General features: G+C 61.2%; 22 protein-coding genes. 8 read left to right on the top strand and 14 right to left on the bottom strand.

The window, feature by feature from the left end:
- Window positions 1-179 precede the first annotated feature (179 nt).
- From ACSYTG_RS01440 to ACSYTG_RS01415, 6 genes are all read left to right on the top strand, one after another.
- On the top strand, window positions 180-977 hold the full coding sequence (locus ACSYTG_RS01440; protein WP_086647002.1) for a response regulator transcription factor: 798 nt from the start codon (window positions 180-182) through the stop codon (window positions 975-977).
- 133 nt (window positions 978-1,110) lie between these two features.
- Window positions 1,111-1,449 (top strand): flagellar hook-basal body complex protein FliE, encoded by a 339-nt coding sequence (gene fliE / locus ACSYTG_RS01435; RefSeq protein WP_086647001.1) that lies wholly within the window; start codon window positions 1,111-1,113, stop codon window positions 1,447-1,449.
- A gap of 10 nt (window positions 1,450-1,459) precedes the next feature.
- Entirely contained in the window at window positions 1,460-1,735 is a 276-nt protein-coding gene (locus tag ACSYTG_RS01430; protein WP_086647000.1) for a flagellar biosynthetic protein FliQ, read from the top strand.
- Window positions 1,722-2,573, top strand: a complete 852-nt coding sequence (locus ACSYTG_RS01425; RefSeq protein ID WP_233129180.1) for a flagellar biosynthetic protein FliR — start codon at window positions 1,722-1,724, stop codon at window positions 2,571-2,573. Before ACSYTG_RS01430 ends, ACSYTG_RS01425 begins: the two co-directional genes overlap by 14 nt.
- 12 nt (window positions 2,574-2,585) lie before the next feature.
- Window positions 2,586-3,707 carry an EscU/YscU/HrcU family type III secretion system export apparatus switch protein gene (locus ACSYTG_RS01420; protein ID WP_086646998.1) on the top strand — a complete coding sequence of 374 codons (1,122 nt, stop codon included), beginning with the start codon at window positions 2,586-2,588 and terminating at the stop codon, window positions 3,705-3,707.
- 223 nt (window positions 3,708-3,930) lie between these two features.
- The gene (locus tag ACSYTG_RS01415; RefSeq protein WP_086646997.1) at window positions 3,931-5,250 is read left to right on the top strand and encodes a flagellar hook protein FlgE; all 1,320 of its coding nucleotides are present in this window, start codon (window positions 3,931-3,933) and stop codon (window positions 5,248-5,250) included.
- 68 nt (window positions 5,251-5,318) lie between these two features.
- Here the strand turns inward: ACSYTG_RS01415 and ACSYTG_RS01410 are convergent, their stop codons facing one another.
- From ACSYTG_RS01410 to ACSYTG_RS01360, 11 genes are all read right to left on the bottom strand, one after another.
- Window positions 5,319-6,842 (bottom strand): protoglobin domain-containing protein, encoded by a 1,524-nt coding sequence (locus tag ACSYTG_RS01410; protein WP_165925678.1) that lies wholly within the window; start codon window positions 6,840-6,842, stop codon window positions 5,319-5,321.
- 32 nt (window positions 6,843-6,874) lie between these two features.
- The gene (locus tag ACSYTG_RS01405; protein ID WP_095350002.1) at window positions 6,875-7,270 is read right to left on the bottom strand and encodes a flagellar biosynthesis regulator FlaF; all 396 of its coding nucleotides are present in this window, start codon (window positions 7,268-7,270) and stop codon (window positions 6,875-6,877) included.
- A gap of 308 nt (window positions 7,271-7,578) precedes the next feature.
- On the bottom strand, window positions 7,579-9,012 hold the full coding sequence (locus tag ACSYTG_RS01400; RefSeq protein WP_253528530.1) for a methyl-accepting chemotaxis protein: 1,434 nt from the start codon (window positions 9,010-9,012) through the stop codon (window positions 7,579-7,581).
- Window positions 9,013-9,328: 316 nt separating this feature from the next.
- A complete protein-coding gene (locus tag ACSYTG_RS01395) occupies window positions 9,329-10,129 on the bottom strand; it encodes a flagellar hook assembly protein FlgD (RefSeq protein ID WP_086646993.1) in 801 nt (266 codons plus the stop codon).
- Between the two features lie 39 nt (window positions 10,130-10,168).
- The gene (locus ACSYTG_RS01390; protein ID WP_489783611.1) at window positions 10,169-12,208 is read right to left on the bottom strand and encodes a hypothetical protein; all 2,040 of its coding nucleotides are present in this window, start codon (window positions 12,206-12,208) and stop codon (window positions 10,169-10,171) included.
- A 48-nt stretch (window positions 12,209-12,256) separates the two neighbouring features.
- Entirely contained in the window at window positions 12,257-13,144 is an 888-nt protein-coding gene (gene motA, locus ACSYTG_RS01385) for a flagellar motor stator protein MotA (RefSeq protein WP_086646991.1), read from the bottom strand.
- Window positions 13,145-13,225: 81 nt separating this feature from the next.
- Window positions 13,226-14,587, bottom strand: coding sequence for a flagellar motor protein MotB (locus ACSYTG_RS01380; RefSeq protein WP_198943919.1), 1,362 nt, complete (start codon window positions 14,585-14,587; stop codon window positions 13,226-13,228).
- A gap of 17 nt (window positions 14,588-14,604) precedes the next feature.
- Window positions 14,605-15,369, bottom strand: coding sequence for a hypothetical protein (locus tag ACSYTG_RS01375; protein WP_086646990.1), 765 nt, complete (start codon window positions 15,367-15,369; stop codon window positions 14,605-14,607).
- A 197-nt stretch (window positions 15,370-15,566) separates the two neighbouring features.
- Complete coding sequence (locus ACSYTG_RS01370; protein ID WP_086646989.1) at window positions 15,567-15,992, bottom strand: flagellar FliJ family protein; 426 nt, start codon at window positions 15,990-15,992, stop codon at window positions 15,567-15,569.
- A gap of 10 nt (window positions 15,993-16,002) precedes the next feature.
- Window positions 16,003-17,364 (bottom strand): flagellar protein export ATPase FliI, encoded by a 1,362-nt coding sequence (gene fliI, locus ACSYTG_RS01365; RefSeq protein ID WP_086646988.1) that lies wholly within the window; start codon window positions 17,362-17,364, stop codon window positions 16,003-16,005.
- Window positions 17,365-17,494: 130 nt separating this feature from the next.
- Window positions 17,495-19,642, bottom strand: a complete 2,148-nt coding sequence (locus tag ACSYTG_RS01360; RefSeq protein WP_415421696.1) for a DUF1217 domain-containing protein — start codon at window positions 19,640-19,642, stop codon at window positions 17,495-17,497.
- A 292-nt stretch (window positions 19,643-19,934) separates the two neighbouring features.
- On the opposite strand from ACSYTG_RS01360, the gene ACSYTG_RS01355 reads away from it, so the two are divergent.
- Window positions 19,935-20,648, top strand: a complete 714-nt coding sequence (locus ACSYTG_RS01355; protein WP_086646986.1) for a hypothetical protein — start codon at window positions 19,935-19,937, stop codon at window positions 20,646-20,648.
- Between the two features lie 32 nt (window positions 20,649-20,680).
- Window positions 20,681-21,187, top strand: a complete 507-nt coding sequence (locus ACSYTG_RS01350) for a hypothetical protein (RefSeq protein ID WP_179290183.1) — start codon at window positions 20,681-20,683, stop codon at window positions 21,185-21,187.
- A gap of 24 nt (window positions 21,188-21,211) precedes the next feature.
- Here ACSYTG_RS01350 and ACSYTG_RS01345 read toward each other — a convergent pair whose 3' ends face one another.
- From ACSYTG_RS01345 to ACSYTG_RS01335, 3 genes are read right to left on the bottom strand one after another with little or no spacing between them, the layout of a single operon-like run.
- Complete coding sequence (locus tag ACSYTG_RS01345) at window positions 21,212-21,640, bottom strand: hypothetical protein (protein ID WP_086646985.1); 429 nt, start codon at window positions 21,638-21,640, stop codon at window positions 21,212-21,214.
- Window positions 21,637-21,981: a rod-binding protein gene (locus ACSYTG_RS01340; protein WP_086646984.1), complete on the bottom strand. Its 345-nt coding sequence runs from the start codon at window positions 21,979-21,981 to the stop codon at window positions 21,637-21,639. Before ACSYTG_RS01340 ends, ACSYTG_RS01345 begins: the two co-directional genes overlap by 4 nt.
- Window positions 21,982-21,988: 7 nt before the next feature.
- On the bottom strand, window positions 21,989-23,083 hold the full coding sequence (locus ACSYTG_RS01335; RefSeq protein WP_233129182.1) for a flagellar basal body P-ring protein FlgI: 1,095 nt from the start codon (window positions 23,081-23,083) through the stop codon (window positions 21,989-21,991).
- Between the last annotated feature and the right edge of the window lie 108 nt (window positions 23,084-23,191).

Genomic DNA, 23,191 nt, shown 5'->3' with positions numbered 1-23,191 from the left:
TTATGGGATGGCCATGCCTTAGCCAAGGTGTTTTTTGGAGTCTGCCCTTGCGCAGCCCCCAATGCACCCCAAATACCCGACCAGCACCGTGCATCGGCCTGCCGGACAGGGCTGGTCCACCGCAGTTCCCTGCGGCATCAAGCACACGCATTCGACAGAACCGATAGACGGAAAAAAACATGCGCCTGTTGTGTATCGGAGACACCTCAACCCAGGGGGATATCCGCCCATACCGTGGCCTGGCGGAAGCCGCAGTGGAGGGGGCGCTGTCCCTGACCATGTCCGGCCCGGAAGGGGTGGTGGAAACCCTGCGCCGCTCGCAGTACGATATTGCGGTTATCCAGCAGGCCCGGCCCGATACGCGCCTGCTGCGGCATATCCGCAATTCCCGCATTCCCACCCCGATCATCATGATCGTGCGCACGTCCACCCCGCAGGAAGTGGCGGAAACCCTGTCCATTGGTGCGGATGACTGCGTCAGTGCCGCCATAGAGCCGGTGGAGCTGCTTGCCCGCCTGCGCGCCATTGTGCGCCGCACCGGCGGGCATGACAGCCTGAGCCTGCATGTCGGCCGTATGGTGGTCAACGTGGACCGCAGGCAGGTCCTGATAGATGACCGCCCCCTCCCCTTAACCCCGCGTGAGTATGACGTGGTGGAACTGCTGACCCTGCGCAAGACACAGGTGCTCAGCAAGGAAGCCCTGCTGGACAACCTGTATGCCGGGCAAGAAGAACCACACGCCAAGATCATTGATGTAATGGTGTGCAAAATCCGCAAGAAACTGCGTGATTTTGGTATTATCGACCCATTTATAACCCAGTGGGGCATTGGCTACAGGCTGAACGAGCAGGCGTTCATCCCCCTTGGTGCGCGCATGAGCACGCACAGCGCCACCCCCGCCTCGCGCGAGACAAGTCTGCCGGTGACACGGGGCATTAACGTAATTTCCCCCGCCACCAAAATGGACGTGCTGTAATCCGCAAAGATTGGGCGGACAGGCGTAAAAGCCACTGGCCTTGCAGGGGCCAAATGGATTACAGTAGCCCCACGTTCCAGACCACTCTCATGGCGGCAGGCGGCATGCCCCCTCCGCGCCAGACAGGGCCACAATGACCAGCGATATCACCACACGCAGCCTCGACGCGCTCAACGCCTACGGACAGACCCAGAAGAGCATGCAGTCCACAACGGATGGGCAGGGCACGGGTTCCACCGGAGGGGCCGATATTGTTTCCGGCTTTACGTCCGCGCTGGACAACGCCCTCAAAGGTGCCATCCAGACCGGAAAAACGGCAGAAACCCAGACGGCAACCGGCCTGTCCGGCAAGGGCAACATGAGCGATATCGCCACCTCGGTCGAAGAAGCCAAACTGACCCTGCAAACCGTAACCACCGTGCGCGACCGTATGGTGCAGGCCTACCAGGACGTCATGAAAATGTCGATCTAAGACCCATCGCATGCATAACACGGTCGATATCCACGACATTCTGCGCCAGACACTGTTTGTGGCGGTCAAGCTGGGGGCACCCTCCCTGCTGGCCTCGCTGGTGGCGGGTGTTCTGGTATCGCTCTTTCAGGCCATGACACAGGTGAGCGAAGCCACGCTCTCCTTCGTGCCCAAGTTTGTGGCTGCCATGGCCGCCCTGCTGCTGACCGGCTCCTACATGGCCGCGACCCTGAACACCTATGCCCGCACCATTTTTGACCAGGTCATTATGGTTGGCGGGTCATGACCGGCCCCCACACCACCCCGTGGGCATGACCGACTACCTGCTGTTCCCCGGCGGGTCCATTCAGGTGCTGGCCGCCACGTTCCTGCTGGTGCTGTGCCGGGTGAGCGCGCTGGTCATGGCCTCCCCCGGTCTGGGGGAGAGCACATCCCCCATGGTGGTCCGCGCAGGGATTGCCCTGTGCATTACCGTTGCCATTCTGCCGCTTGAGCAGAACGCACTCAAGGACGTGTCGGGGCAGGCGCTACACATGCCAGCCCGCGCCATTGCCATTATTGCGGGCGAACTGCTTTACGGCATTTTTATTGGCTGGCTGGCGCGCCTGATCTCGCTTGCACTGGGTATTTCCATGCAGTTCGTGGCCATTTTTACCGGCCTTGCCAGCGTGCTCCAGCCCGACCCGGACCTGGGTGCCGGCAGTACTGCCATCAGCCATATGGCCTCTTTTCTGGTACCGGTTATTTTTCTGTCCACGGGGCTATATGCGCTGCCGCTGGCTGCCATTACCGGCTCCTACAGCGTGTTCCCTCCCGGCCATGTTCCCATGGTGGGGGATATGGCGCGCAGCGTAACGCAGGTTACGTCCCAGACCTTTATGCTGGCCTTCCAGCTTTCGGCCCCTTTTGTGCTGATCGGCACCCTGTGGCCTGCCATGCTGGGGGTGCTCAACCGGCTTATGCCGTCCATTCAGGTCTATTCCATGGCCATGCCTGCCCAGCTGCTGGGCGGCGTGCTGCTGCTGGCCATTCTTATTCAGGTCATGAGTGGTGTATGGCAGGAGCGTGCGGGCGACATGCTGCTGGGCCTGCCCGGCATTGGCGCCACCCCCGCGCACCACTAGGAGCGAGCGCGCATGGCCGACGACAGTTCAGGCGAAAAGAGCCAAGCCCCAACCGGAAAACGGCTGGAAACCGCGCGCGAGGAAGGCAATATCGCCCAATCGCGCGAGGTGCAGCTCCTGATTATCCTGAGCGGCTTCCTGATTGTTTTTACCACCAGCACCGGCCTGTCTGCTTACCGGTTTACCAAGCACATGTATGGGCTCATGGCCCATTTTGACAGTATTCCCTTCGACCGAGCCTCCCTCTACCGCGCCTCGGTTCAGGCATCGCTGGAGGGGGTCTGGCTGGCGGCCCCTCTGGTGGGTACGGGGGTGCTGGTTACACTGGCTTTTGGCGTGGTCCAGAGCGGGTTCCTGTTCCGCCCCAAGGCCATTATGCCCGACATTACGCGCCTGTCCCCCGCCAAGGGGATCTCGCGCCTGTTCAGCAAGAACAATCTGGTAGAAACCGCCAAAAGCCTTATCAAGCTGGTGGTGTTTGGCTGCGTCCTGTTTGGGGTCGCCAAGGAAACCCTGCGCGTGGCCCCCGTTTCCGAACGGTGGAGTGTGCTGCACCTTACGCACGAACTTGTCTCGTGGTTTGTGTACGCAACACTGGTGGTGCTGGTGGTGCAGGCCGTTATTGCCGTGCTCGATGACGTGTGGACACGCTGGAACCGGCTGCAGAAACTGCGCATGAGTTTTCAGGAAATCAAAGACGAAACCAAGGAAATGGACGGGGACCCCAAAGTAAAGGCCCGCCAGCGGCAGATACGCATGCGCCGCCGCCGCCGCATGGTGCAGGCGGTCAGGGACGAGGCCACCGTGGTCATTACCAACCCGACCCACTACGCCGTGGCCCTGCAATATGAAAACGGGATAAACAGCGCGCCGAAAATTGTTGCCAAAGGCACGGATGAACTGGCCGCGCGTATGCGTGAGGCGGCGGAAGAAGCGCGCGTACCCATTGTGCCCAACCCGCCCCTGGCCCGCGCGCTGTACACCCTGCCACTGGATTCGGAAATTCCGGCCGAATACTTCCAGCCTGTAGCCGCCATTATTGCCTATGTCATGAAGCTCAAGACCCCCGGCGCGCGTGCGGCCCCTCCTCCCGTGCAGCAGCCCCCGCAACAAGCGCCACGGCTCCGGCGCTAAACGCCCGAAAACGGCGGTTTACAGTTCTTTCATGCAGGAAAAACTTGCGTTCCACGCCCTACATGCTACTCAGTTGGGTAACTTAGGCGCAGGCCATAATGGTGGGGCGGGTTTAAGCCCCTTGAGTCTGTTCGCCATTAACCCCGTGGCTGATGCGCGTGCCCCAGAACGGCACAGACAGCCAGCGTAAGAAAACTGCGCATCCACAAGGCAGGGACGACACATGTCTATTTTTAACTCCCTTACCACGGCTGTCAGCGGGATTAACGCTCAGTCCACCGCGTTTACCAACCTCAGCAACAACATCGCCAACAGCCAGACGGTTGGCTACAAGGCCGACACCACCGCGTTCCAGGACTTTGTGGCCGGCGCAGGCTCCACCTCCGGCTCGTTCGCACAGGGTGTGGCCAACTCCGTGGCCGCCGTAACCGTGCAGCACGTCAACTCCCAGGGCACCGCCTCCTCCAGCACGGACGGGCTGGCCATGTCCATCTCGGGCAACGGGCTGTTCAACGTCTCCAAAAAGACCGGTGCGGTCACTTCGGCTGGTGCCGACTTTGCTTCTGAACAGTATTACACCCGCAACGGTGAATTCTATGAAGACAAGGACGGGTACCTCGAAAACACCAGCGGCTACTACCTTGATGGCTATATGGTGGACGCCACGACCGGCGCACTGGACACATCCAGCGTAACCCAGATCAACGTTGCCAACGTCACCTTCCGGCCCACACAGACCACAACAATTACGGCAACGGGCACCCTGTCCTCCGTTACTGGTGCAAGTGCGGTTACAACAAACACCACTGTTTACGATGGCACCTATAATCAGGCCAAACCCAAGGACAACACCGGGGATGTCACCCTGACGTGGACGCAGTCCTCCGCCACCGAGTGGACTGTGCAGGCCTCGTCCAGCACCACGGGTATGTCTGTTACACCGACAACGGCCTACACGGTGGACTTCAACACCGATGGTTCGCTGAAATCCGTGACCGACAGCTCCGGCAACAACGTGACCTCCACCCTGAACGGGGCTGCCGCCAACCTGCCGATCTCCATCACCTACCCCGATGGCAACACGCAGAACGTGAACGTCAACATCGGCACCATTGGTGGCACGAGCGGCATGTCCCTCAGCACCTCTTCCACAACACCCAAAGCCGTTAGCGACAGCGTGACCTCCGGTACGTACCAGAGCGCCAGCATTGAAAGCGATGGCTCTGTGATGGCGACGTTCGACAACGGGGACACCCAGCTGATCGGCAAGGTCGCACTCAGCAACTTTGCCAACGTCAACGGCCTGCTGGCGCAGGATGGTCAGGCTTACACAGCCACCGCCGCATCAGGCAGCGCCAAAACCGGGCTGGTGGGTGAAAACGCCACAGGCTCCCTGACAGTCGGCTATGTGGAATCTTCCACCACTGACCTGACAAGCGACCTGTCTGCCCTGATCGTGGCGCAGGAAGCTTACACCGCCAACACCAAAATCGTGACCACGGCAGACCAGCTGCTGCAGGCCACCATTGCCATGAAGCAGTAAGCCGCTTTTTAACCCAAAGCGCTTTTGCACCGGCCTGCCCCAAAGCAGGCCGGTTTTTTTATGCCCGCCTATTCAGCGGCTATCGGGTAGTCATCCGCATAACCCTGCCCGTAATCGGAGAGCACAAAGTTGCTCACCAGATCCACCATTCTGGCCGAGCGCTGGCTCAGGTCCTGGCAGTCGGCAGAGGCATTTTCGCTCATGGCCGATGTTTTTTCCGTCAGGTCACGCAGGGCGGCGGCCTCGCGGTGTGTGCCCTTAACGCTTTGCTGCTGACCGCCCATTTCCTTGTTAATCTTGGAAATGGCGTTGTTCACCACTGCAATGCCTGCCCCTATATCGGACAGGTCCTCCACCATCTGGTTAACCGCCTCCGCTCCGCTACGGATCACGGCCTCGTTCTTTTGCGCGCTGGCCGCAATCTGGCGGGCTGCGTGGGATGTTTTAACCGACAGGTCCCGGATGGCCATGGCCACTACCGAAAAACCACGCCCCATGGCCCCGGCCCGCGTGGCCTCCACATTGGCATTAAGGGCCAGAAAGTTGGTCTGGGCCGCAATGTTCTGAATGGAACCAACCAGATCGGATATGGTTTTCCATGCGGTTTGAATATCCGCCATGGTGGCGCGTACATCATTCATGTTGGTGTTGCCACGCGCTGCGGCATCCACACATTTGCGCGCCGCCTGTTCGGCGGCCACCGTCTGCCCCGATACATCATCCAGCGAGGCTTCCAGCGTAGCGGTGGCGTTGGTCAACCGGTGGATGGAGCCAACCTGCGCTTCGTTCTGGCTAAGGATACGGGCATTGCTCTGGCTGATGGAGGAGGCTGCATCCTCCACCTGCGTAGAAACCTCACGAATATCGGAGACAACATCATTCAGGCCGGTTTTGAGCTTGGCAAAGGCGGCTGCCAGCACAGGGGAGCGCTCCGCCACATCCCGCGCCAGTGTAGCGCTCAAATCCCCTTCGGCCACGCGCTCCAGCGCCTGGGCAATCTGTTCCAGTGCCGAGCGTTCGGATGCGGCTTTCTGCCGTTCCTCCTCCAGCCGTGCAAGGTAGGTGGAAATCACCAGATCCATGTCCAGGAACGCGGCCTTGAGAATAGCCCCGATCTGCTGACCCAGCTTTTCGCCCATTTCGGCCTCAACCGCCGCACGGCCAAGGGAAAAACGCCGCCCGCCACGCACCCCCTGCTTAATCAGGCGGCGGCAGATGGCATCCAGCAGCACGGCGTAGCCATCAATATACCACCGTGGTTCCAGCCCTATGCGGGCATGGGCGTGGCCGATCCGGGTGACGTCACTTACATAATCCGGCCCGAACTTGCCCGATAGAATGGTCTCCCAGTGCATCTGTTGCAGGGAGCGGGCTTTGGACGTCGTGGCCTCGGTCGGGAAGAACCGGGCCAGTTCTGGTACATCATGCACACGTTGATAAAATTCGGACAGACTCTCGTCCAGAATCTCGGCCATATCGGGGCGCATACTGGCCAGCGTATCCCGCTCGCGCCGCTCTATGCCCATAAAAGACAGTCTGTCCGCTATTGAGGCAGGCTGCCAATGGCCAGCCCGCGCGTCCGAATTTTCCATAGTCGAGCCACCTTTTTTGGCCCCTCGACCGTTCAGAGCATGGCGTCGGTATCGAACTCCTGTCCGGAACCTGCGGATGTTTCCAAGCCTTCCAGAACGGTTTCTGCAATCCCGACCAAGGGAGCGAGGGACAGATTGGTATCAAGAATGGCACGGATGCCATAACGCTGCGCCTGAGAGGCAAGCCTTACAAACAGTTCCCTGTCTTCATAATTGGTGGCCCCTGCATCCAGCGAATTCGCCTTCATGATCATGGACCACAAACGCTGGTTTTTGGTCAGGGCCTTCAGCCGAACAGAGGGGTCAGAACTGGCGGATGCCGTTTCCAACTCTTCTATCAGCAGTCTGAAGCAGGTCGCATCGGCCTGTCGGTCCGTCAGGGAATACCCTGCCACATTCTGGTAGGCGCGCATTGCGGGATGGATCATGATTGCACCATATTTTTATCGGCTGTTTCCGGCCCGCAGGGGCAAAAACCAGCAACGTGTGTGTGTCATTCATTCTACACCCGGCGTTAGAGCGTGACCAGAGCAACCTAACGGAACCCACACGCCTAGTGTTGGCACGTATTTATAAAAATTTCCTATATTTTTTATCGATTCCCTGCCTATTCAAGCACCAGTTTCCAACACACTCGCGTGAGCATGCCTGAAGCACACAGCAAAAAGGCCGGGCGCACATGCACCCGGCCTCTGCTTTACGCGCATCCCCGCCCATAAAGGGCGGGTCAGGGAACCTAGAAGTCTGACCAGCCACCGGCCATGCTGCTTTCCAGCTGGCGCGGGGCAGCAGGCTTGCCTGCGCCAAGGGCTGCCGGGCGGCGGGGCGTGCTGGCCGGGTTGGCCAGTGCCGGACGAGCCGAACCCCCATCCGGCCCGGCCAGTGCGGGGCCAGAACCGGGCAGGGTAAAGTGGCCCACCACATTGACCAGATTAGCAGCCTCGGTCTTGAGGTTATGGGCAGCCGCTGCGGTCTGTTCCACCATGGCGGCGTTCTGCTGGGTTGTGGCGTCAATATGGGTTGCGGCGGTGTTGACCTCGCCCAGGCTACCCACCTGCTCGCGGGCCACACTGGCAATATTACCCACATGGCTGGTAATGGCTTCCACCTGCCCGGCCACCAGCCTGAGTTCCTTATCGGTCTGTTCCACAAGGCGCACGCCCTCGGTCACCTGCCGGGTGGAAATCTCGATCAGGCTGCGAATATCGCGCGAGGAAGTGGAGGAACGCTGTGCCAGCGCCCGGATTTCGGTCGCAACCACGGCAAACCCGCGCCCTGCATCACCCGCACGGGCAGCTTCCACCCCTGCGTTAAGGGCCAGCAGATTGGTCTGGAAGGCAATGTCGTCAATAATCCCGATAATGGCGGACATTTTGGCCGACGAGGTTGCAATTTCCTGAATGGCGGACATGGCCGACAGCATGACCTTGGTGGAACGCTGCACGGCGGCATGGGCACTCTGTGCCGCATCGCGCGCTTCCTGCGCGGCTTCGGCCTGATCATCCACACCGTTTTTAACGTTGGTCACAGAGGCCGCCATCTGGCCCATGGCCGCTGCCTGCCGCTCGGTCCGCTGGGCAAAATCCTGCGAGGCTTCTGCAATTTCCATCGACCCGCCCTGAATAAGGGCAGAGGCCGCAGCCACTTCGCCCATGGCTTCGGACAGGGAGGATACAGCCTCGTTAAAGTCGCGCCGCAGAGCGTCAAACTCCGAGGCAAAGGGGGATGTAAACTGGAAGGCCAGATTACGGTCGGCCAGTGTGCGCAGCCCCTTGCCCAGTTCCACAATCATGCCGTTCTGGTCTACGGCACGCTGTTGGGCCAGTTCGCTCAGGCGCTGCTGTTCGGCGGCACTTTCCTGTGCGATTTTCTGCAAGTCAAGCTGCTTGATCAACGCGCTGCGGAAGGTGGTCAGCGCCTTGGCAAGCCGCCCGGCACAGTCCGACCAGTCAACATACGGGATTTTTTCATCCAGCTTGCCTGCGGCAATGCGCTCGGTCAGGGCTGTAATGGTCTCAAACGGCACGGCGGCGCGGCTGATAAGCACCCAACGGGCCAGAAACACCATAAGGGAACTGACAGCAAAACCACCCAACCCCAGATAACGCTGCACAGCCAGCGGCAGATCCAGTTCGGAACTGACAAGCTGCATCAGGATCTGTAAAATCATGTAGGCTTGCAAACAGGCCATGACGATGGAAATTTTCCGCCTCAAGGGCGCTTTTTCGGTAAACCAGGCCAACATAATTTTTCCGCCTTAATGCCAGTTATCAGCGCAAGGCATAGCCGGTTTTACCCCCGGTTCGTCAATTTAATGTTAAGACATATGTCAGATTTATTCTAACATGTGTACAAAACCGCCCACCTTAACGCTTGGGCTGGCCAATTTTCAGGCTTTTAAAAAAACATATACTCCCCGGCATCATCCGCTCTGGCGCAGTGGGGGAGAAAAAAAGGGGTGTAGCACTGCCACACCCCTGCATGCCTTACGACCCGGTTGAGGACGTATCCGTGTCCGTATCGGACGAGGAAGAGGACGATGAGGAAGAAGAAGACTTGGACGTACTGGACACGTTGACAAGCTGGCTCATGGGGATTGTCGCCCCACCCATCTGCACTTCCATGTCGTTGGTGCCGGTCTGGATACCGGTAATGGTACCCGTAACGGTAAAGGACACATCGGACGTATTGCCCGAGGAATCCATGGTCTTGACCGCAACGCTGTAAGCGCCGTCGGACAGCTTGTTGCCGTTGTTGTCCGTGCCGTCCCATGTCCAGGTATTGGTGCCGCTGCTGGCGGTAACCAGATCGTCCTTGACAATGGTCCCCGCCGAATTGGACACGGCAATGGCCACGGTCTGCCCCGAGCTGCCTTTGTAGTTGAGGGTGGCCGAGCTGTTCTGCAACGGCAGGGTGGTGCTGTTGGCCGTTGCCTGCGAACCCACAAGGGCGCTATCCGCACTCAGCTGCCCGCTCTCGTTCAGGGAAATGAGCGAGGAAAGCTTGGAGTTGGTCTGCACCTGCTGTTCCACCCCGGCAAACTGCACCAGCTCGCTGGTAAACGAGTCCGAGCTCATGGGGCTGCTGGGGTCCTGATGCTGGAGCTGCGTGGTCAGCAGGGTCAGGAACGTGGTGTAGTTATTGGCAAGCGAAGACAGCGCAGCCGTGCTCGACGTGGAAGACGAGGATGAGGACGACGAGCCAGACGTGGCCGCCGAGCTTTTTGCCGTCGATTCCGCGGCCGAAAGCAGGTTGTACTCGTTGGTTGTCAGTGATGTCGTGGACATGTGCCCGCTTCCTTCCTGTCTGCCTGTAAAGCGCCCGGGTCAGGCGGTAATGTTAACCCCACGTCCATCATACGTGCGCGTGGTGGTGGCAGCTGCCCCACCCACCTGCGCCTGCTCCGCCGCCAGACCCTGCGTGGCTGGCAGGGCGCTGCTGGTCCAGGCATTCCCGCCCGAAGACTGGTTGCCACCCTGCCCCGCGCTGGTATCCGCCCCACCAAAAGCGCCGCCTGCGGCACTGCCATTATCCTGCTGGCTGGCATTGTTGCTGGTGTCGCTCGCACTCACAACATCAATCTTGATCTGCCCTACGTTTACACCCGCCGCATCCAATGCTGCAACAAGCTCGTGCCGGGTGTTGGCCAGATGGTGCGCGGTTGCGGCATCCTCGCTTTGCAGCACAACGCCGGTGGTCACGCCATCACTCCCCTGCACACGCACATGAACGGGGGTGGAATCGGCGGTCATGACCGTCATGGACACACCCGTATCCGCACTGGCGAGGGAGAACAGGCCCGTGGCCGTACCATCTTCCGCCGTGGTGGTGGGGGTGGCTGTCGCCTGCGCGGGGGTGGCCTGTGCGGTACGCCCGCTATCCAGCGCCGAACCCAGCGTGGAGGCAAAGCTGGAAGCCCCCTGTGCGGCCTCCTGCGCCAGCGTGCTGGTGGCGGCGGCACCATCGGCCAGCAGGGCCTGCCCTTCCGCCTCAGCCCCTGTGCCGGACTGGTCGGAAAAACCGGATTGGTTCTGGCCCGTGGCCTCCTGCACCGTGCTGCCCAGTGCCACCATGGCTGTCGTGGCCCCAGAGGCCAGACCACCGGTTGCATCAGCCGTAAGGGAAAGCCCGGCAACACTATCCTGCGCCTGTGTGCTCTGCCCTGCGGTCTGGGTTACGCTCACGTTGCTCACCGCTGCGGCAACCTGCTGGAGCGTTAACGCCACCTGCTGGGCGGTATCCGTAGCTGCTCCGGTGGCTGTGCCCTGCACGCTGGCAGCCTGACTGGCGGCACCCGTAGCCGCAGTAAGGGACGCCGCATTGGCATGCACACCATTACTGCCTGCGCCCATAACCCCGCTTGCAGCGGCACTGGCGGTAACGCTCTGGGCCAACGTGGCCTGCGCCACTGGTACGGCCTGCGCGCTGCCCAGGGCGGACAGGCTGGCAAACCCGGCACCGGCAACACTGGTGCTCGGCTGCGCCACGGCAGAGGCAAGCCCCATGGGCAGGCCACTCAGCCCCGCAGTCAGGGAGACAGAACCGCTCTGCCCGGCAACGGTGGACAGGCCCAGCCCCCCAAACGCATCTGCCGCGGCCTGAACTGCCCCCTGCAACACGCTTGCCGGGGCGAGTGCGCCGGTATCCTGCCCGGTGCTGGCCTGTATGGATGCGGCCAGTGTGGTGGCAACCTGTGCGGCATCCCCCTGCGTGGCGTCGGTTCCTGTTGTGGTGTCGGCCCCGGCCTGTGCTCCGGCAACGCTCTGGGCTGTATCTTGCGCGGTGGCGGCACCCTGCATGGCCATTTGCAGCAGCATTTCCGCCATGCTCCAGACCGTTGTGCTCTGCCCGCTTTGCCCGGCATCCGCTGTGGTGGCACTGGCGGTATCGGCCGTGCTGTCTGCCGCAGCCGTTGTATCGGCATCATTGCTGCCGGACTGGCTTTTCTGGGCTTTGGTGGTCTGGGTCTGGGCGGTCTGGGTGGTTGCTGCGGCCTTGCTGGCGCTGGCCTTGCCTGCCTTTGCACTGGCTGTGGTGTGTTTTGCATCCGCCGCCGTATGCGCGCCGGACTGGGCGGGCGTGGCGCTGCTCTGGCTGGCGGTGTTGTCTGCTGTGGTGTCGGTCTGGTCCGGGTCCGCCTGCTGCGCGCTGCTGTTGTCGGGCTGTGTGGTGGTCGCACGCGCCTGCGTGGTCGTGGCCGGAGCGGACATGCTTTTGAGCACCGCCGCAAAACCACTGTTCTGCCCGGAGGGGCTGGAGGCAACACCCGTGGTGCTGCGCGACGCAATGGCGGCCAGCAGGGAGGAGAGCGGTGCTTCCTGCGCGTTTTCGCTCAGGTTGGACCCACTTGTAGATTTAATACCCATTACTTGCTCCCTCCCGCCAGCGGATGCGCCGCCAACATTCCCTTACGCTCAGGCCGCCGCTGCGGCGGCGCCGGGGTTGCTGGCCTCGGACAAGGCAGAATCCAGCTCGGCAAAGGTTGGCATAAACGCATGGGGTATGTCCTTACGCCCGATTTCCGCGCAGATCTGCGGCGGGTTGCCTTGCAGATGCGCCACAAATACCGTGCGGATCAGGTCCTGGTACCGTGCGTCCTGCGTGACCACATCGCGCATTCTAGACGAAAGTGGGGCCACAACGCCATAAGACAAAAGCACCCCGAGAAAGGTCCCGACAAGAGCGCCTGCAATCATCTCACCCAGAATGACCGGCGGCTTGCTGATCGAGGCCATGGTTTTGATAACCCCGAGCACGGCGGCCACAATGCCAAGGGCTGGCAGGGCGTCTGCAATGCTTTGCAGGCTTTCGGAAGTATGCAGCTCTTCGCTCAGGTTCTTTTTGAGCTCACGCGCCATGACTTCATCAAGCTGGTAGGCGTCATCCATGTTCAGGCTGACCAGACGCAGGTAATCGCAGATCAGCGCACGGGTTGGCACATCGTCCCGCACATTGGGGGAGAGGGCAAAAATGCTGCTGTCGTTCGGGTTTTCAATATGTTCTTCAAGCGCCATGTTGCCCTTGGCCTGCGCCAGCCGCATGAAGCGGAACAGCGTGACCAGCAGCTCCGTATAGGCCGCCTTGTTGTAACGTGGCCCTTTGATGGTCCGGCGCAGGTAATGCGGGAACTCCTTGAGCACGTCCTTGGAGTTGGACATGACAAAAATACCCACCGCGGCCCCAAGAATGGTCAGCAGTTCGAACGGCATGGACATGATAAGGGGTGCAAGTGCCCCCCCGGATGCCACAAACGAACCAAATACGCAGAGCAGCGCAAAAATGAGCCCCCCGATGAACAGCATTTAACGGTCTCCACTTCCATCTACTTGCACCAGGCGGGCACACATTGCCTGCGGCACGGTCATCATCGTGTTACGGGCGGGTTACTGCGGCGCGGGTGTCCACGTATCCTGCGAGGGTTGAAAAGGCTGGTCCACTGGCGGCTGGGCCGGCTGGCCCTGCGGCGCTCTGGGCCGTGTTACGCTACGCACCCGCACACCCCGGTTACGCCGCACGGCGGGCGTGGCGGGAGCTGGTGCGGCTGGTGCTGCCGCCGGCGCCGGAGTTGCCGGGGCCTGTGCTGCGGGGGCCGTAGCGGGAGCCTGCCCGCCAGCCGGGGCGGAGGGCGCATTCCCTGCCGGGGCCGCTGGCGGGGTTGCAGGCTGGTCAGCCTGCCCGGCGGGGGGCTGCGCTGCGGGCGCGGCACCACCGGCGGGTAGCGGTACAATCGCCCCGCCATCGGCCCCCGGGTTAACAAAGCGACGGTGCAGAATAAGCACCACGCGCCGGTTGGCGGCGGAGCCGGGGTCTGCCGGCAAAGCCAGGTCCCGGTCTGCACGACCGGATACGCTTAGAATATTACGGTCCGGGTACCCTGCCTTGACCAGCACCTCCCGCGCGCCATCGGCCCGCTGGGCGGACAGGGTCCAGTTGGACATACCCGTACCATGCTTGGTGGTACGGTACTGATCCGCATCCGTGTACCCCACAATGGAGAGCTGCTCCGGCATGGGGGCCAGCCACGCGCCAATCTGCTCCAGCATCTTGCGCCCGGCGGCATTGGGGGTGGCGGAAGCCGTATCGAACATGGGGGTGTTGTTGGCGTCGCGCAGTTCAATGCGGATATCATCCCGCCCGAAGGAGACGGTCATGTTCTTGGCCGCTTCCTGCGTATCGGGGTTCTGCGCCACGGACTGTTCAAGCCCCTGCACCATGTTGTCGATCTTGGACTGCTCGGCCGCAGCGGCCACAGGGTTGTCCACGCCAACGGTGCCTATGCTTTTACCGCCCCCACTTTCCGGCCCGCCAACGGGAATAATGGCGGGGGATGCGGGGGTCAGATGCGCCTTGAGCCCACGGGTAATATTATCGGGGGAGCCGCCTTCTTCCGAGCGACGGGGGGCATCCCTGGCACCGGGCTGCTCGCCACCGTCATCCTCCGGGGCATCCCCATCCTTGACCTTGCGCAGGGTGGTCCCTGCGGTCAGGGGAGAAGGCGATGTTTCGAGCATACCGTTGGAGGAGCCAAGGCGGGTGTCTTTTTCCGCCATGGGGTTAAAGAACTGCGCAATACCCTTACGCTGCTCCTCTGTTGTCGCATTCAGCAGCCACATGACCAGAAAGAAGGCCATCATGGCCGTCATGAAGTCGGCGTACGCAATCTTCCATGCGCCACCGTGGTGGCCATGTTCGCCGGAATCGGACACACGTTTGATAATAACGGGCCGTTTTTTGTTATCTGGCATGTGGTGCTATTGCGACCTTAGGCGCCCTTGTGGTGAACCATGCCAACACGGCAGCCCGGCTTGCCGTGGAACGCGGCGCGGCCTGCATGTGTCAGATTGATGGATGTATCCAGCCAGACTTCCCCCCCAATTTCGCGCCAGCGGCGGCAGAAGGTGAAGTCCTCGCTCTGGTAGGTTCCGGTTTCGGGGTCGATGCTGCCATCAAACAGGGCGTAGGCGGTGCTGCCTGTTTCGCCGTTGGCGGCGTCTATGCGGGTGTAGGCTGTCTCGGGGTAGGCCTTGACCATCCGCTCAAGCGCACCACGGCTGATCAGCATGAAACCCGTACCCGCGTAATGCGTTTTAACCATCGGGCCTTTTTCAATCTGCTGGTGCATGGCCTCGGTCTCGCCCACATAGCGCAGGGATGCGGTATCCTGCGGTTCGCCATGGAGCATGTTTTCCTGCGTGGTCTTGTCCCAGAAATACTGACGAATCGGGTAGGCCCCGGCCACGACATCCTTGCCAGCCGCCAGCAGGCGGGCTGGTGCTTCGGCCGGGAAACCAATATCGGCATCAATGAACAGAAGGTGTGTTGCGTCAGACAGAGTGAGGAACTTGTGCATCAGGGTATTGCGTGCACGGCTGATCATGGCATCGTCCCCCAGCAGGGACAGGGTCATGGGAACCTGAAGCACACCGGCGCAAGCAATGATGGATTCCATATACTCCTGCGTAACCATCCCGCCAAAGCATGGGGTCGCAATAAAAATCTTTGCGGGTTGCAGCTCTGTCTGTTGCATACGTTTTCCTAATCACTCACGAGTGTGGGGAGAAACGGGTCGCATGGTACACGATCACTGTCAGCCCCTTATGATCTGTAAGCGATAGCGGGCGCACTCCGCTTTCTCAAGGATCAAACATAAGAAAAGAGCCAATTGCCATCGTTTTTTCATGGCTTTGGCGTTTATGGCCGCCAAACAATGGACCTTGCCCGAACTTACAGAAAAAACGGGCGGGCACGCCGGGCCAGATCGTCCAGCTCCGCCTGTTCGCGCCGGGCCAGCAGAACGCGCTCTTCCTCCTCCCGCTTCTCCAGCAGGGTCTGCGCGGCCTTGAATGCGGCGTTGGCCTGAATCAGCTCCTCACGCACCCGCATGGAATCGTTACGTGTCCTGAGCACAACCTGCTCGGCCCGCGCCACGTTTTCCTGCGCTATGGGCAGCCACAGGCGGAAGGACTCACGCCCGGCATCGCCCTCGGCCTCATCCCGCTCCACTTCAATCTGGGTCAACTGCCGCTCCAGGTCGGCCAGAGCCGCACTTTCGGCCGCCAGCGCACGGGCCATGCCTGCGCGGGCCTCGTCCACCTCCTTCTTGCGCACGCGGATAAGCGCGTGCAGGGAGCGGATTCGCGCGCTGCTCATGCGGGATCAGCTACGATAATGCGCCCCGCAGGGCATCAAAACTTTCGGGCAGGGTCGCGCGCTCGCCCTTGCGCTGCTTCAGCATTTCCTCCACCGCCGGGGCTACGCGAATGGCTTCGTCCACACGCTGGTCGTTGCCGGGGCGGTACGCACCCAGGCGCACCATATCCTGCATTTCATCCCAGGTGGACAGGCAGGAGCGGGCTTGCAGCACAAGCTGGTTCTCCTCCTCCGTCAGGCATCCCGGCACGGTGCGCGAGAGCGAGCGCAGCACGTTAACCGCAGGGTAACGGCCAGATTCCGCAATACGGCGCTCCAGCACCACGTGCCCGTCCAGAATACCGCGCACGGCATCGGCCACGGGTTCGTTCTGGTCGTCCCCTTCCACCAGCACGGAGAACATGGCGGTCATCTGCCCTGCATGGCCGTGCTCGTCCATAAGCCCCGGACCTGCGCGTTCCAGCAGGCGGGGCAGTTCGGCAAAAACACTGGGCGGATAACCGCGCGTGGCCGGGGGCTCGCCCGAGGACAGGCCAATTTCTCGCAGGGCCTGACAAAAGCGGGTTACGCTATCCATCAGCATCAGCACCGATTTACCCTGATCGCGGAAGTGCTCGGCCACGGCCATGGCGGCATAGGCTGCCTCACGCCGCATAAGGGGGGATGTGTCGGACGTGGCAACCACCACAACGGACTTGGCCAGCCCCTCCGGCCCCAGATCATCCTCCACAAACTCGCGCACTTCGCGCCCACGTTCCCCTACCAGCGCAATAACGGCCACATCGCACGCCGTATCCCGCGCGAGCATGCCCATAAGGGTGGATTTACCCACGCCCGAGCCTGCAAACAGACCAAGGCGCTGGCCCTCGCGGCAGGTGGTAAACAGGTTGAGCGCACGCACCCCAAGGTCTATGCGCGGGCCAAGGCGCGCACGCATGGCGGCCTCGGGCGGGGCGGCATGGAGGCGCTGGGCCGTGCCCTCGGATGGCAGCGGGCCTTTGCCATCCATCGGGCGGCCCATGGGGTCCACAACCCGGCCCTGCCAGCCAGCATTGACCATGAGCGTACCCCCCGCCCTGCGGCGGCGCTGCTCCTGATCATACAGTAAAAAGGTTGCCCGGCAGCCCGAGCCAATGCCCTCCAGCGAGCCAAAGGGCATGGCAATGGCAATATCCTGCGCAAAGGCCACAATTTCGGCCTGCGTCTGCCGCCCATCCAGCCCGTAAATGGTCACGCGGTCACCTACGCCGGTAAAATCCCGCAACCCGCTCAGAGAGACAGACAGCCCCGAAAGCCCGGTAACCCGCCCTTCCAGCAGCCCAACCGGCACATCATGCCGGGGGCTGGCAATGGCACCGCGTACCGCCTCCATCACACCGGAAAGAGCGGATACAGATGCCTCGACAGGCGAGGAGGGTTGCGGGTCCAGACTCACGTTACCAACCAAACAGATGCAGTGTTATACGGCCCTGCCCCAAAGGATAACGGGCAGACCAGCGCGCCTAGAACAGGCTGGAATAAAGGTCGCCCGAGGAATCATCCCCACCGAACAGGGAGAGGATGTCATCATCACTGCTCCCGCCAAACAGGTCGAGCATGGACGCGGGGGTATCTGGCGTTTGCGGGTTGATCTGCAACATGGCCAGATACTGCTCCGCATACTGCTGGATCTGCTTGGGGGTGGACAGCTTGCTGAAGTCCACCTTCTTGGACAGCAGGCGCACCTGCTGGTCATAGTCCAGCGCACCAAACTGGTCCGGGTCGTAGCCCGATACGGTTTCTGCCACCTTGAGCAGGGTCGGGTCCGACATCAGCTGCGACAGGGAGGTAATGCTGCTCATGGTGCGGGTAAAGTACAGGGCATTCCCCACGCCGTTATCGCTCAGATCCTTGCTGCTTTCGTACTGCCGCATCTGGTAGCTTTCCACGATGCTCTGGATCTTTTCGGACGTGAACGGTGTTGCACTGACACTGCCCCCGTTAGCGCCCCATACCTTGAAGTCCGTTGCAAAGCTCTGCCACGAGGCATTGCCCGACGCACTGGCCAGCGATGTGGAGGAGGTGGGGTCCTGCGTGAGCAGGGAGTTCATCAGCGTGGCTTCATTGCTTGAAGCATCAATCCCGAACGCGCCGGAAACCACGCTCAGCACGGCGGTGTTGCTCAGCAGGGCCGATGCGGTGGTAATGGAGCCAGCCGCGTTTTCAAAGTTCGTAATGCCCGATTGCACCAGCGTATTGGTGTTGCTCTGGAAGCTGGCACTCAGGGACGCCACAAAAGACGTGGACATAATGGCGCCCTGACCGTTGTTCTGCCCCCATGCCTTGAACGCCTGCGCAAAGGTCTGCCACGCCGTATTGCCCGATGTCTGGGCTAGGGATGTGGAGGAATCCGGGTCCTGCGTCAGCAGGGTTTTGACCACGGCCGGGTCGGAAGCAAGGGAGCCCAGACCATACGCCCCCAGCACAACCTGCAACGCACTGCTGTTGCTCAGCAGGCTGCTGACCGAAGTAATGCCCGCCGCATCGCTTTTGAAGGATGCAATCGCGCTTGTGGTGCCGCTGTTGATGGCATCCGTATATTTGGTGGCAATGGAGCTGATGGTCGCGGCCGTAAACGGTGTGGACGTAGCCGTGCCGTTGTTCTGCCCCATGCTTTTGAAGGCCGTGGCAAAATCCTGCCATGCCGTGCTGCCCGAAGCCTGCGCCAGCGATGTGGAGGAGGTGGGGTCCTGCGTGAGCAGCGCGGTGAGGATACTGCTGTTATCTGTGCTGGAATCCAGCCCGTAGGTAGACATGACCATGGAGAGCACGGTCTGGTTGTTCAGCAGGTCGGAGGCGGAGGTCATGGTCGCTGCCTCGGCCTTGAACGCGTTGATGTTGTCATCCACCGCCGAATCAACCGCAATGGTGTAGCCCTGCGTAATGGTGGTCATGGTGGTGCTGGTAAACGGCGTGGATGTGGCCGTACCGCCGTTTTTGCCCATGTCCTGGAATGCGTTGGCAAACAGCTTCCACGCCGTATTGCCCGATGTCTGCGCCAGCGATGTGGAGGAGGACGGGTCCTGCGTGAGCAGTGCGGTCAGGACCGAGGTATCCCCTTCCAGCGAATCCATGCCATAGGCGCTCAGCACAACATTGAGCACGCTTGTATTGGCCAGCAGGGCAGACGCGGTGGTAATGCTGGGGGCTGCACTTGTAAAAGCCTTCAGATCGCTCTGAAGAGATTTATCGGTATCGGACTGGTATTCGTTAACAATGGACGTAATGGTGGAAGATGTGAGCGGGGAGGTCTGCACGCTCCCTCCGCCCTGCCCCCAGGTCTTGAACGCATCGGCAAAGGCCAGCCACGTGGCATTGCTGGACGATTTGGCCAGCGATGTGGAGGAGGACGGGTCCTGTGTCAGCAGCTTTTTGACCAGCGCCGTGGCCGAGGAATACGAACCCATGCCATACGCGCCCAGCACCACGTTCAGGGCCGAGTAATTCTTCATCAGCCCGGCAACGGTGGTAATGGAGGCAGCGGCCTGCTCAAACCCGGCGGAAGCCTGCTTGGTGGTCACATCCGTTTTGGCATAGGTGGAGGCGGCGGCATCTTCATTTTTCAGGGCCGTCAGATACTGGCTTACCGGTGAGATACCGCTAACGCTCATTAATCCAATCCTTTACGTGCTGCACACCAATGCCGGACCCTGCCGTGCAAGACCCAAAAAACATATATTGGCGTTTATCATACGGTTTTGCCCCCGACAAAGCCACAGGAATATGCTCGGCCGGGTTTGAAGCACCTCTCAAGGCTTTCCATGCGCCTTACTCTGCCGTATCCTTGTAGGCACCAGATTATGGTCTCGTCGTGGCGGTTGTGTTGGACATGGTGGAGCCAGCTACCCATTGCGCCCCGTTAGTGATCGCATTTTTTGCTCTCGCCACCAGCAGGAATCCTCGATGTTCAAGTTTTTCATCAGCAGCGACGCAACCCCGGACCAGAGCGAACGCTTTGTGCGGCTGAACGCCCATGTTCCCGACCTTGTGCGCTCCGTAGGCGTGGACGAGCACACGCTGGACGCACAGGCCATGCGGCAGATGAACCTGATCTCTGCCGAATGTCTGTTCTCGCACGCAGCGTTTGCGCAGGCCCTCTCCCACGTTGCGCTGTGGGGGAATGTGGCCCAGCACCAGACCGCCGCCCACGTGTTTGAAAGCAACGCCGTGCTGTGCGCCAATTTTGAGGCCGAAAGCACGCGTATTCTGGCCAGCCTGCCGCAGGACTGGGACTTTGTTCTCTGGGGCAACACCCCCGGCTCCACCCTCCAATTTGATGTTCTGCCCGAGCTGGCCCTGTTCAACGGTGCAATACAGCCCCCTTACTCCGCCCGTGGCGCAGGTGCGCTGAGCGAAATGGAAGTAACTTCCCTCGCCTTCCCGCTGCTGGCGACCCAGAGCGTATGCGGCTATGCCATTTCCCCCACCGGGGCCGAAAAAATGATCAAGGCGTGCCTGCCCCTGACCAGCACCACCGTACCCGCCGCCAACCCGGCAGACGGCAGCATGGCCGCGCAGACCCTCCAGCAGCTGATGAGCCTGCACTACTCCACCATGAAGGCCTTTGTCTGCGTGCCCCCCCTGTGCATGACAGACGCGGCTGCCCCCTCCCTTTAAACCTTAAAAAAACACAGCACGGAACCCGCCAGATGCACACAGGCAGCTCCCTACCGGCCAAGGCCACACCCCGCCCTGCAAAATGGCTGGCGCAGGCGGCAACCGGGCTGTTCTGCACGGCACTTGCGGGGTGCACTCCCCCCGCTGCCCCGTATCTGGAAAAAGGAAGAACCCTGTCCGAGGCAGGGTTTATTGCCCATCAGGCCGACACAACTGCGCGTTACGCCATGATGAACCTGCTGCCACCGGGGCAGTTGACCTACCGCCCCTCCCCCGATGGTCCGATTTACCTTTACGCGGACCCCATAGGGTGTGGCTGTGTGTATATGGGCTCGGAAACCGCATTCCGGACCCTGCACAACATGACCGCCGCAGAACTGCGGAACCAAAAGAAGCAGGCCCCCTCCGTTGTGGATGAGCTGGCCGCCATGACGGCGGAAAACCGCCGGGATACCTTTTTGTGGGATTGGAGCGCCTGGTACGCAGGCGCCGACCCTGCCGGGGACCAGCCCCGCAAGGTTATGGGCGGCTACTGGTAAGCCAGTAGCCCCGCCACAGGTTTTTTACACGTCACTCCGCAGGGCCAGTGCCCCGGCGTGGCTATCCACCGTATAGCCGCCAGATGCCCCGTAGCCCGTGCGCTGTTCCTGTGCTGCATCATCCAGCACAAGCTTGATCAGGGTGCCCTGAGCGGCAATGGCGCTTTGCAGCAGTTCCTCATTGGCGCGGACCAGAGCATTGAACTGCTTGGCGGCGGCTTCCATCTCCGGGCTTACGCTCGCGCTGCGCTGTTCGGCTGTCAGTGGTTTGGTCTGGCCCGGCGGCAGCAGTTTGCGCAGCGTTTCCATTAACGTGCGCTTGCGCGGCAGCAGTGTTTCCACATCCTGCCACTGGCCGGTTTTAAGCAGGGTATTTTCCTGCTCCAGCAGAGCGCTTACCGCCCCGAATGCCTGTAACAGACGGCTTTGCAGATCCTGCGGCGTATCGGTCATGATTTACCTGCTTCCTGCTGGGCTTTTTCCTGCATGGCCAGCATCTGGCGGTAAACACTGTCGGCCAGACCGATGCCGCCATTATTGGCAATCTGCTTACCCATTTCCAGCACCTGCAACGACCGGAACTGGGACTCCGCCGCCCCACCACCAAACAGGCCGTTGGCGGTATCCACCGTATCAAACATCGGCTGGAGCATTTCGCCTATGGTCATGCCCTCGAACTCGATGGCGGCCTTGCGGGTTTTTTCCAGTGCTTCCGCCTTCAGCCCGGACTGGGTGGAGGCGGTGTTCTGTGCGCTGGCAATCTGGGCCGCGCTCACATTGGCTAGCGTGCTCATGCTCTGCCTACCTTACTTCCAGATCGGCCTGTAGGGCGCCATCGGCCTTGATGGCCTGCAAAATACCAATCATGTCGCGCGGGCCCATGCCCAGTGCGTTCATGCCGGCCACAAGGCTGGCCAGTGTTGGCCCTTCGCGCAGGATGCCCAGCCTGTGCGAGCTATCCGTGCTTACATTGGCCTGTGTCCGCGGCACAACGGCTGTTACACCGTTAGAAAAGGGTGCTGGCTGGACCACCTCGGGTGTTTCGGTCACCTGAATGGTCAGGTTGCCCTGCGCAATAGCCACGGTGCTGATCCGCACGCTATCCCCCATAACAATGGTGCCGCTGGCCTCGTCCACCACAACCTTGGCCATGGTATCCGGCTCGATCTGGAGGTCACCAATACGGAACAGGGTCAGAGATGCGTTGCGCCCGGTCAGATCCACGGCAATGGTGCGCGGGTCATCCACCTGCGCCATATGTGCGCCAATGCTGCGGTTGATAACCTCGGCCACGCGGGTTGCGGTGGTAAAGTTGGGGTTGTGGAGCGAGAGGTGGATAACCCCTGTCTCACCCAACTTGACTGGCACTTCACGCTCGACCACCCCGCCATTGGCAATATGCCCGCTGGTGGGAATGTTGCGCGTGACCGTGGCGGCCTGCCCACCCGCCGTAAAGGCGTTGGTAACAAGGGAGCCCTGCGCCACGGCATAGACCTCGCCATCGGCAGCCTGTAGGGGGGTTACCAGCAGGGTGCCCCCGGTCAGGTCCTGCGCGTCACCCACGGCGGAAACGGTCACGTCTATCCGCCCGCCCCCGTGCGAGAACGGCGGCAGGGTAGCCGTGACCATAACGGCGGCCACGTCATGCGTCTGCAACTGGATTTCGCGGTCACGGATGTTCACGCCAAGGCGGTTGAGCATGCTGATCAACGTCTCACGCGTGAAGATGATGTTGGTCAGACGGTCGCCCGTACCATGCAGGCCCACCACCAGACCGTAGCCGACCAGCTGGTTGTCCCGCACGCCTTCGTAATCCACAATATCCTTCACCCGCACCGTAACGGCATGGGCGGGAGAAAGCGGGACAAACAGGGAAAGCATGAAAAACGCGGCCATAACGGCCCTGACCCACCGTGGCGCGCCAGAACGGCAGGCCATACGGTTCAAGGAATAGGCCGCCCTGCCACCATGCTGGCCGACCATACCGGCCTGCCCGTTGCTCGC

This window comes from Acetobacter sp. ESL1128, assembly GCF_058505085.1.
This window is presented reverse-complemented; position numbering and strand designations above follow the sequence as displayed.

Coding starts and splice junctions, on each gene's coding strand:
- ACSYTG_RS01440 (WP_086647002.1), top strand. CDS start 180: ATGCGCCTGTTGTGTATCGGAGACACCTCAACCCAGGGGGATATCCGC.
- fliE (WP_086647001.1), top strand. CDS start 1,111: ATGACCAGCGATATCACCACACGCAGCCTCGACGCGCTCAACGCCTAC.
- ACSYTG_RS01430 (WP_086647000.1), top strand. CDS start 1,460: ATGCATAACACGGTCGATATCCACGACATTCTGCGCCAGACACTGTTT.
- ACSYTG_RS01420 (WP_086646998.1), top strand. CDS start 2,586: ATGGCCGACGACAGTTCAGGCGAAAAGAGCCAAGCCCCAACCGGAAAA.
- ACSYTG_RS01415 (WP_086646997.1), top strand. CDS start 3,931: ATGTCTATTTTTAACTCCCTTACCACGGCTGTCAGCGGGATTAACGCT.
- ACSYTG_RS01410 (WP_165925678.1), bottom strand. CDS start 6,842: ATGGAAAATTCGGACGCGCGGGCTGGCCATTGGCAGCCTGCCTCAATA.
- ACSYTG_RS01405 (WP_095350002.1), bottom strand. CDS start 7,270: ATGATCCATCCCGCAATGCGCGCCTACCAGAATGTGGCAGGGTATTCC.
- ACSYTG_RS01400 (WP_253528530.1), bottom strand. CDS start 9,012: ATGATTTTACAGATCCTGATGCAGCTTGTCAGTTCCGAACTGGATCTG.
- ACSYTG_RS01395 (WP_086646993.1), bottom strand. CDS start 10,129: ATGTCCACGACATCACTGACAACCAACGAGTACAACCTGCTTTCGGCC.
- ACSYTG_RS01390 (WP_489783611.1), bottom strand. CDS start 12,208: ATGGGTATTAAATCTACAAGTGGGTCCAACCTGAGCGAAAACGCGCAG.
- motA (WP_086646991.1), bottom strand. CDS start 13,144: ATGCTGTTCATCGGGGGGCTCATTTTTGCGCTGCTCTGCGTATTTGGT.
- ACSYTG_RS01380 (WP_198943919.1), bottom strand. CDS start 14,587: ATGCCAGATAACAAAAAACGGCCCGTTATTATCAAACGTGTGTCCGAT.
- ACSYTG_RS01375 (WP_086646990.1), bottom strand. CDS start 15,369: ATGCAACAGACAGAGCTGCAACCCGCAAAGATTTTTATTGCGACCCCA.
- ACSYTG_RS01370 (WP_086646989.1), bottom strand. CDS start 15,992: ATGAGCAGCGCGCGAATCCGCTCCCTGCACGCGCTTATCCGCGTGCGC.
- fliI (WP_086646988.1), bottom strand. CDS start 17,364: ATGGAGGCGGTACGCGGTGCCATTGCCAGCCCCCGGCATGATGTGCCG.
- ACSYTG_RS01360 (WP_415421696.1), bottom strand. CDS start 19,642: ATGAGCGTTAGCGGTATCTCACCGGTAAGCCAGTATCTGACGGCCCTG.
- ACSYTG_RS01355 (WP_086646986.1), top strand. CDS start 19,935: ATGTTCAAGTTTTTCATCAGCAGCGACGCAACCCCGGACCAGAGCGAA.
- ACSYTG_RS01350 (WP_179290183.1), top strand. CDS start 20,681: ATGCACACAGGCAGCTCCCTACCGGCCAAGGCCACACCCCGCCCTGCA.
- ACSYTG_RS01345 (WP_086646985.1), bottom strand. CDS start 21,640: ATGACCGATACGCCGCAGGATCTGCAAAGCCGTCTGTTACAGGCATTC.
- ACSYTG_RS01340 (WP_086646984.1), bottom strand. CDS start 21,981: ATGAGCACGCTAGCCAATGTGAGCGCGGCCCAGATTGCCAGCGCACAG.
- ACSYTG_RS01335 (WP_233129182.1), bottom strand. CDS start 23,083: ATGGCCGCGTTTTTCATGCTTTCCCTGTTTGTCCCGCTTTCTCCCGCC.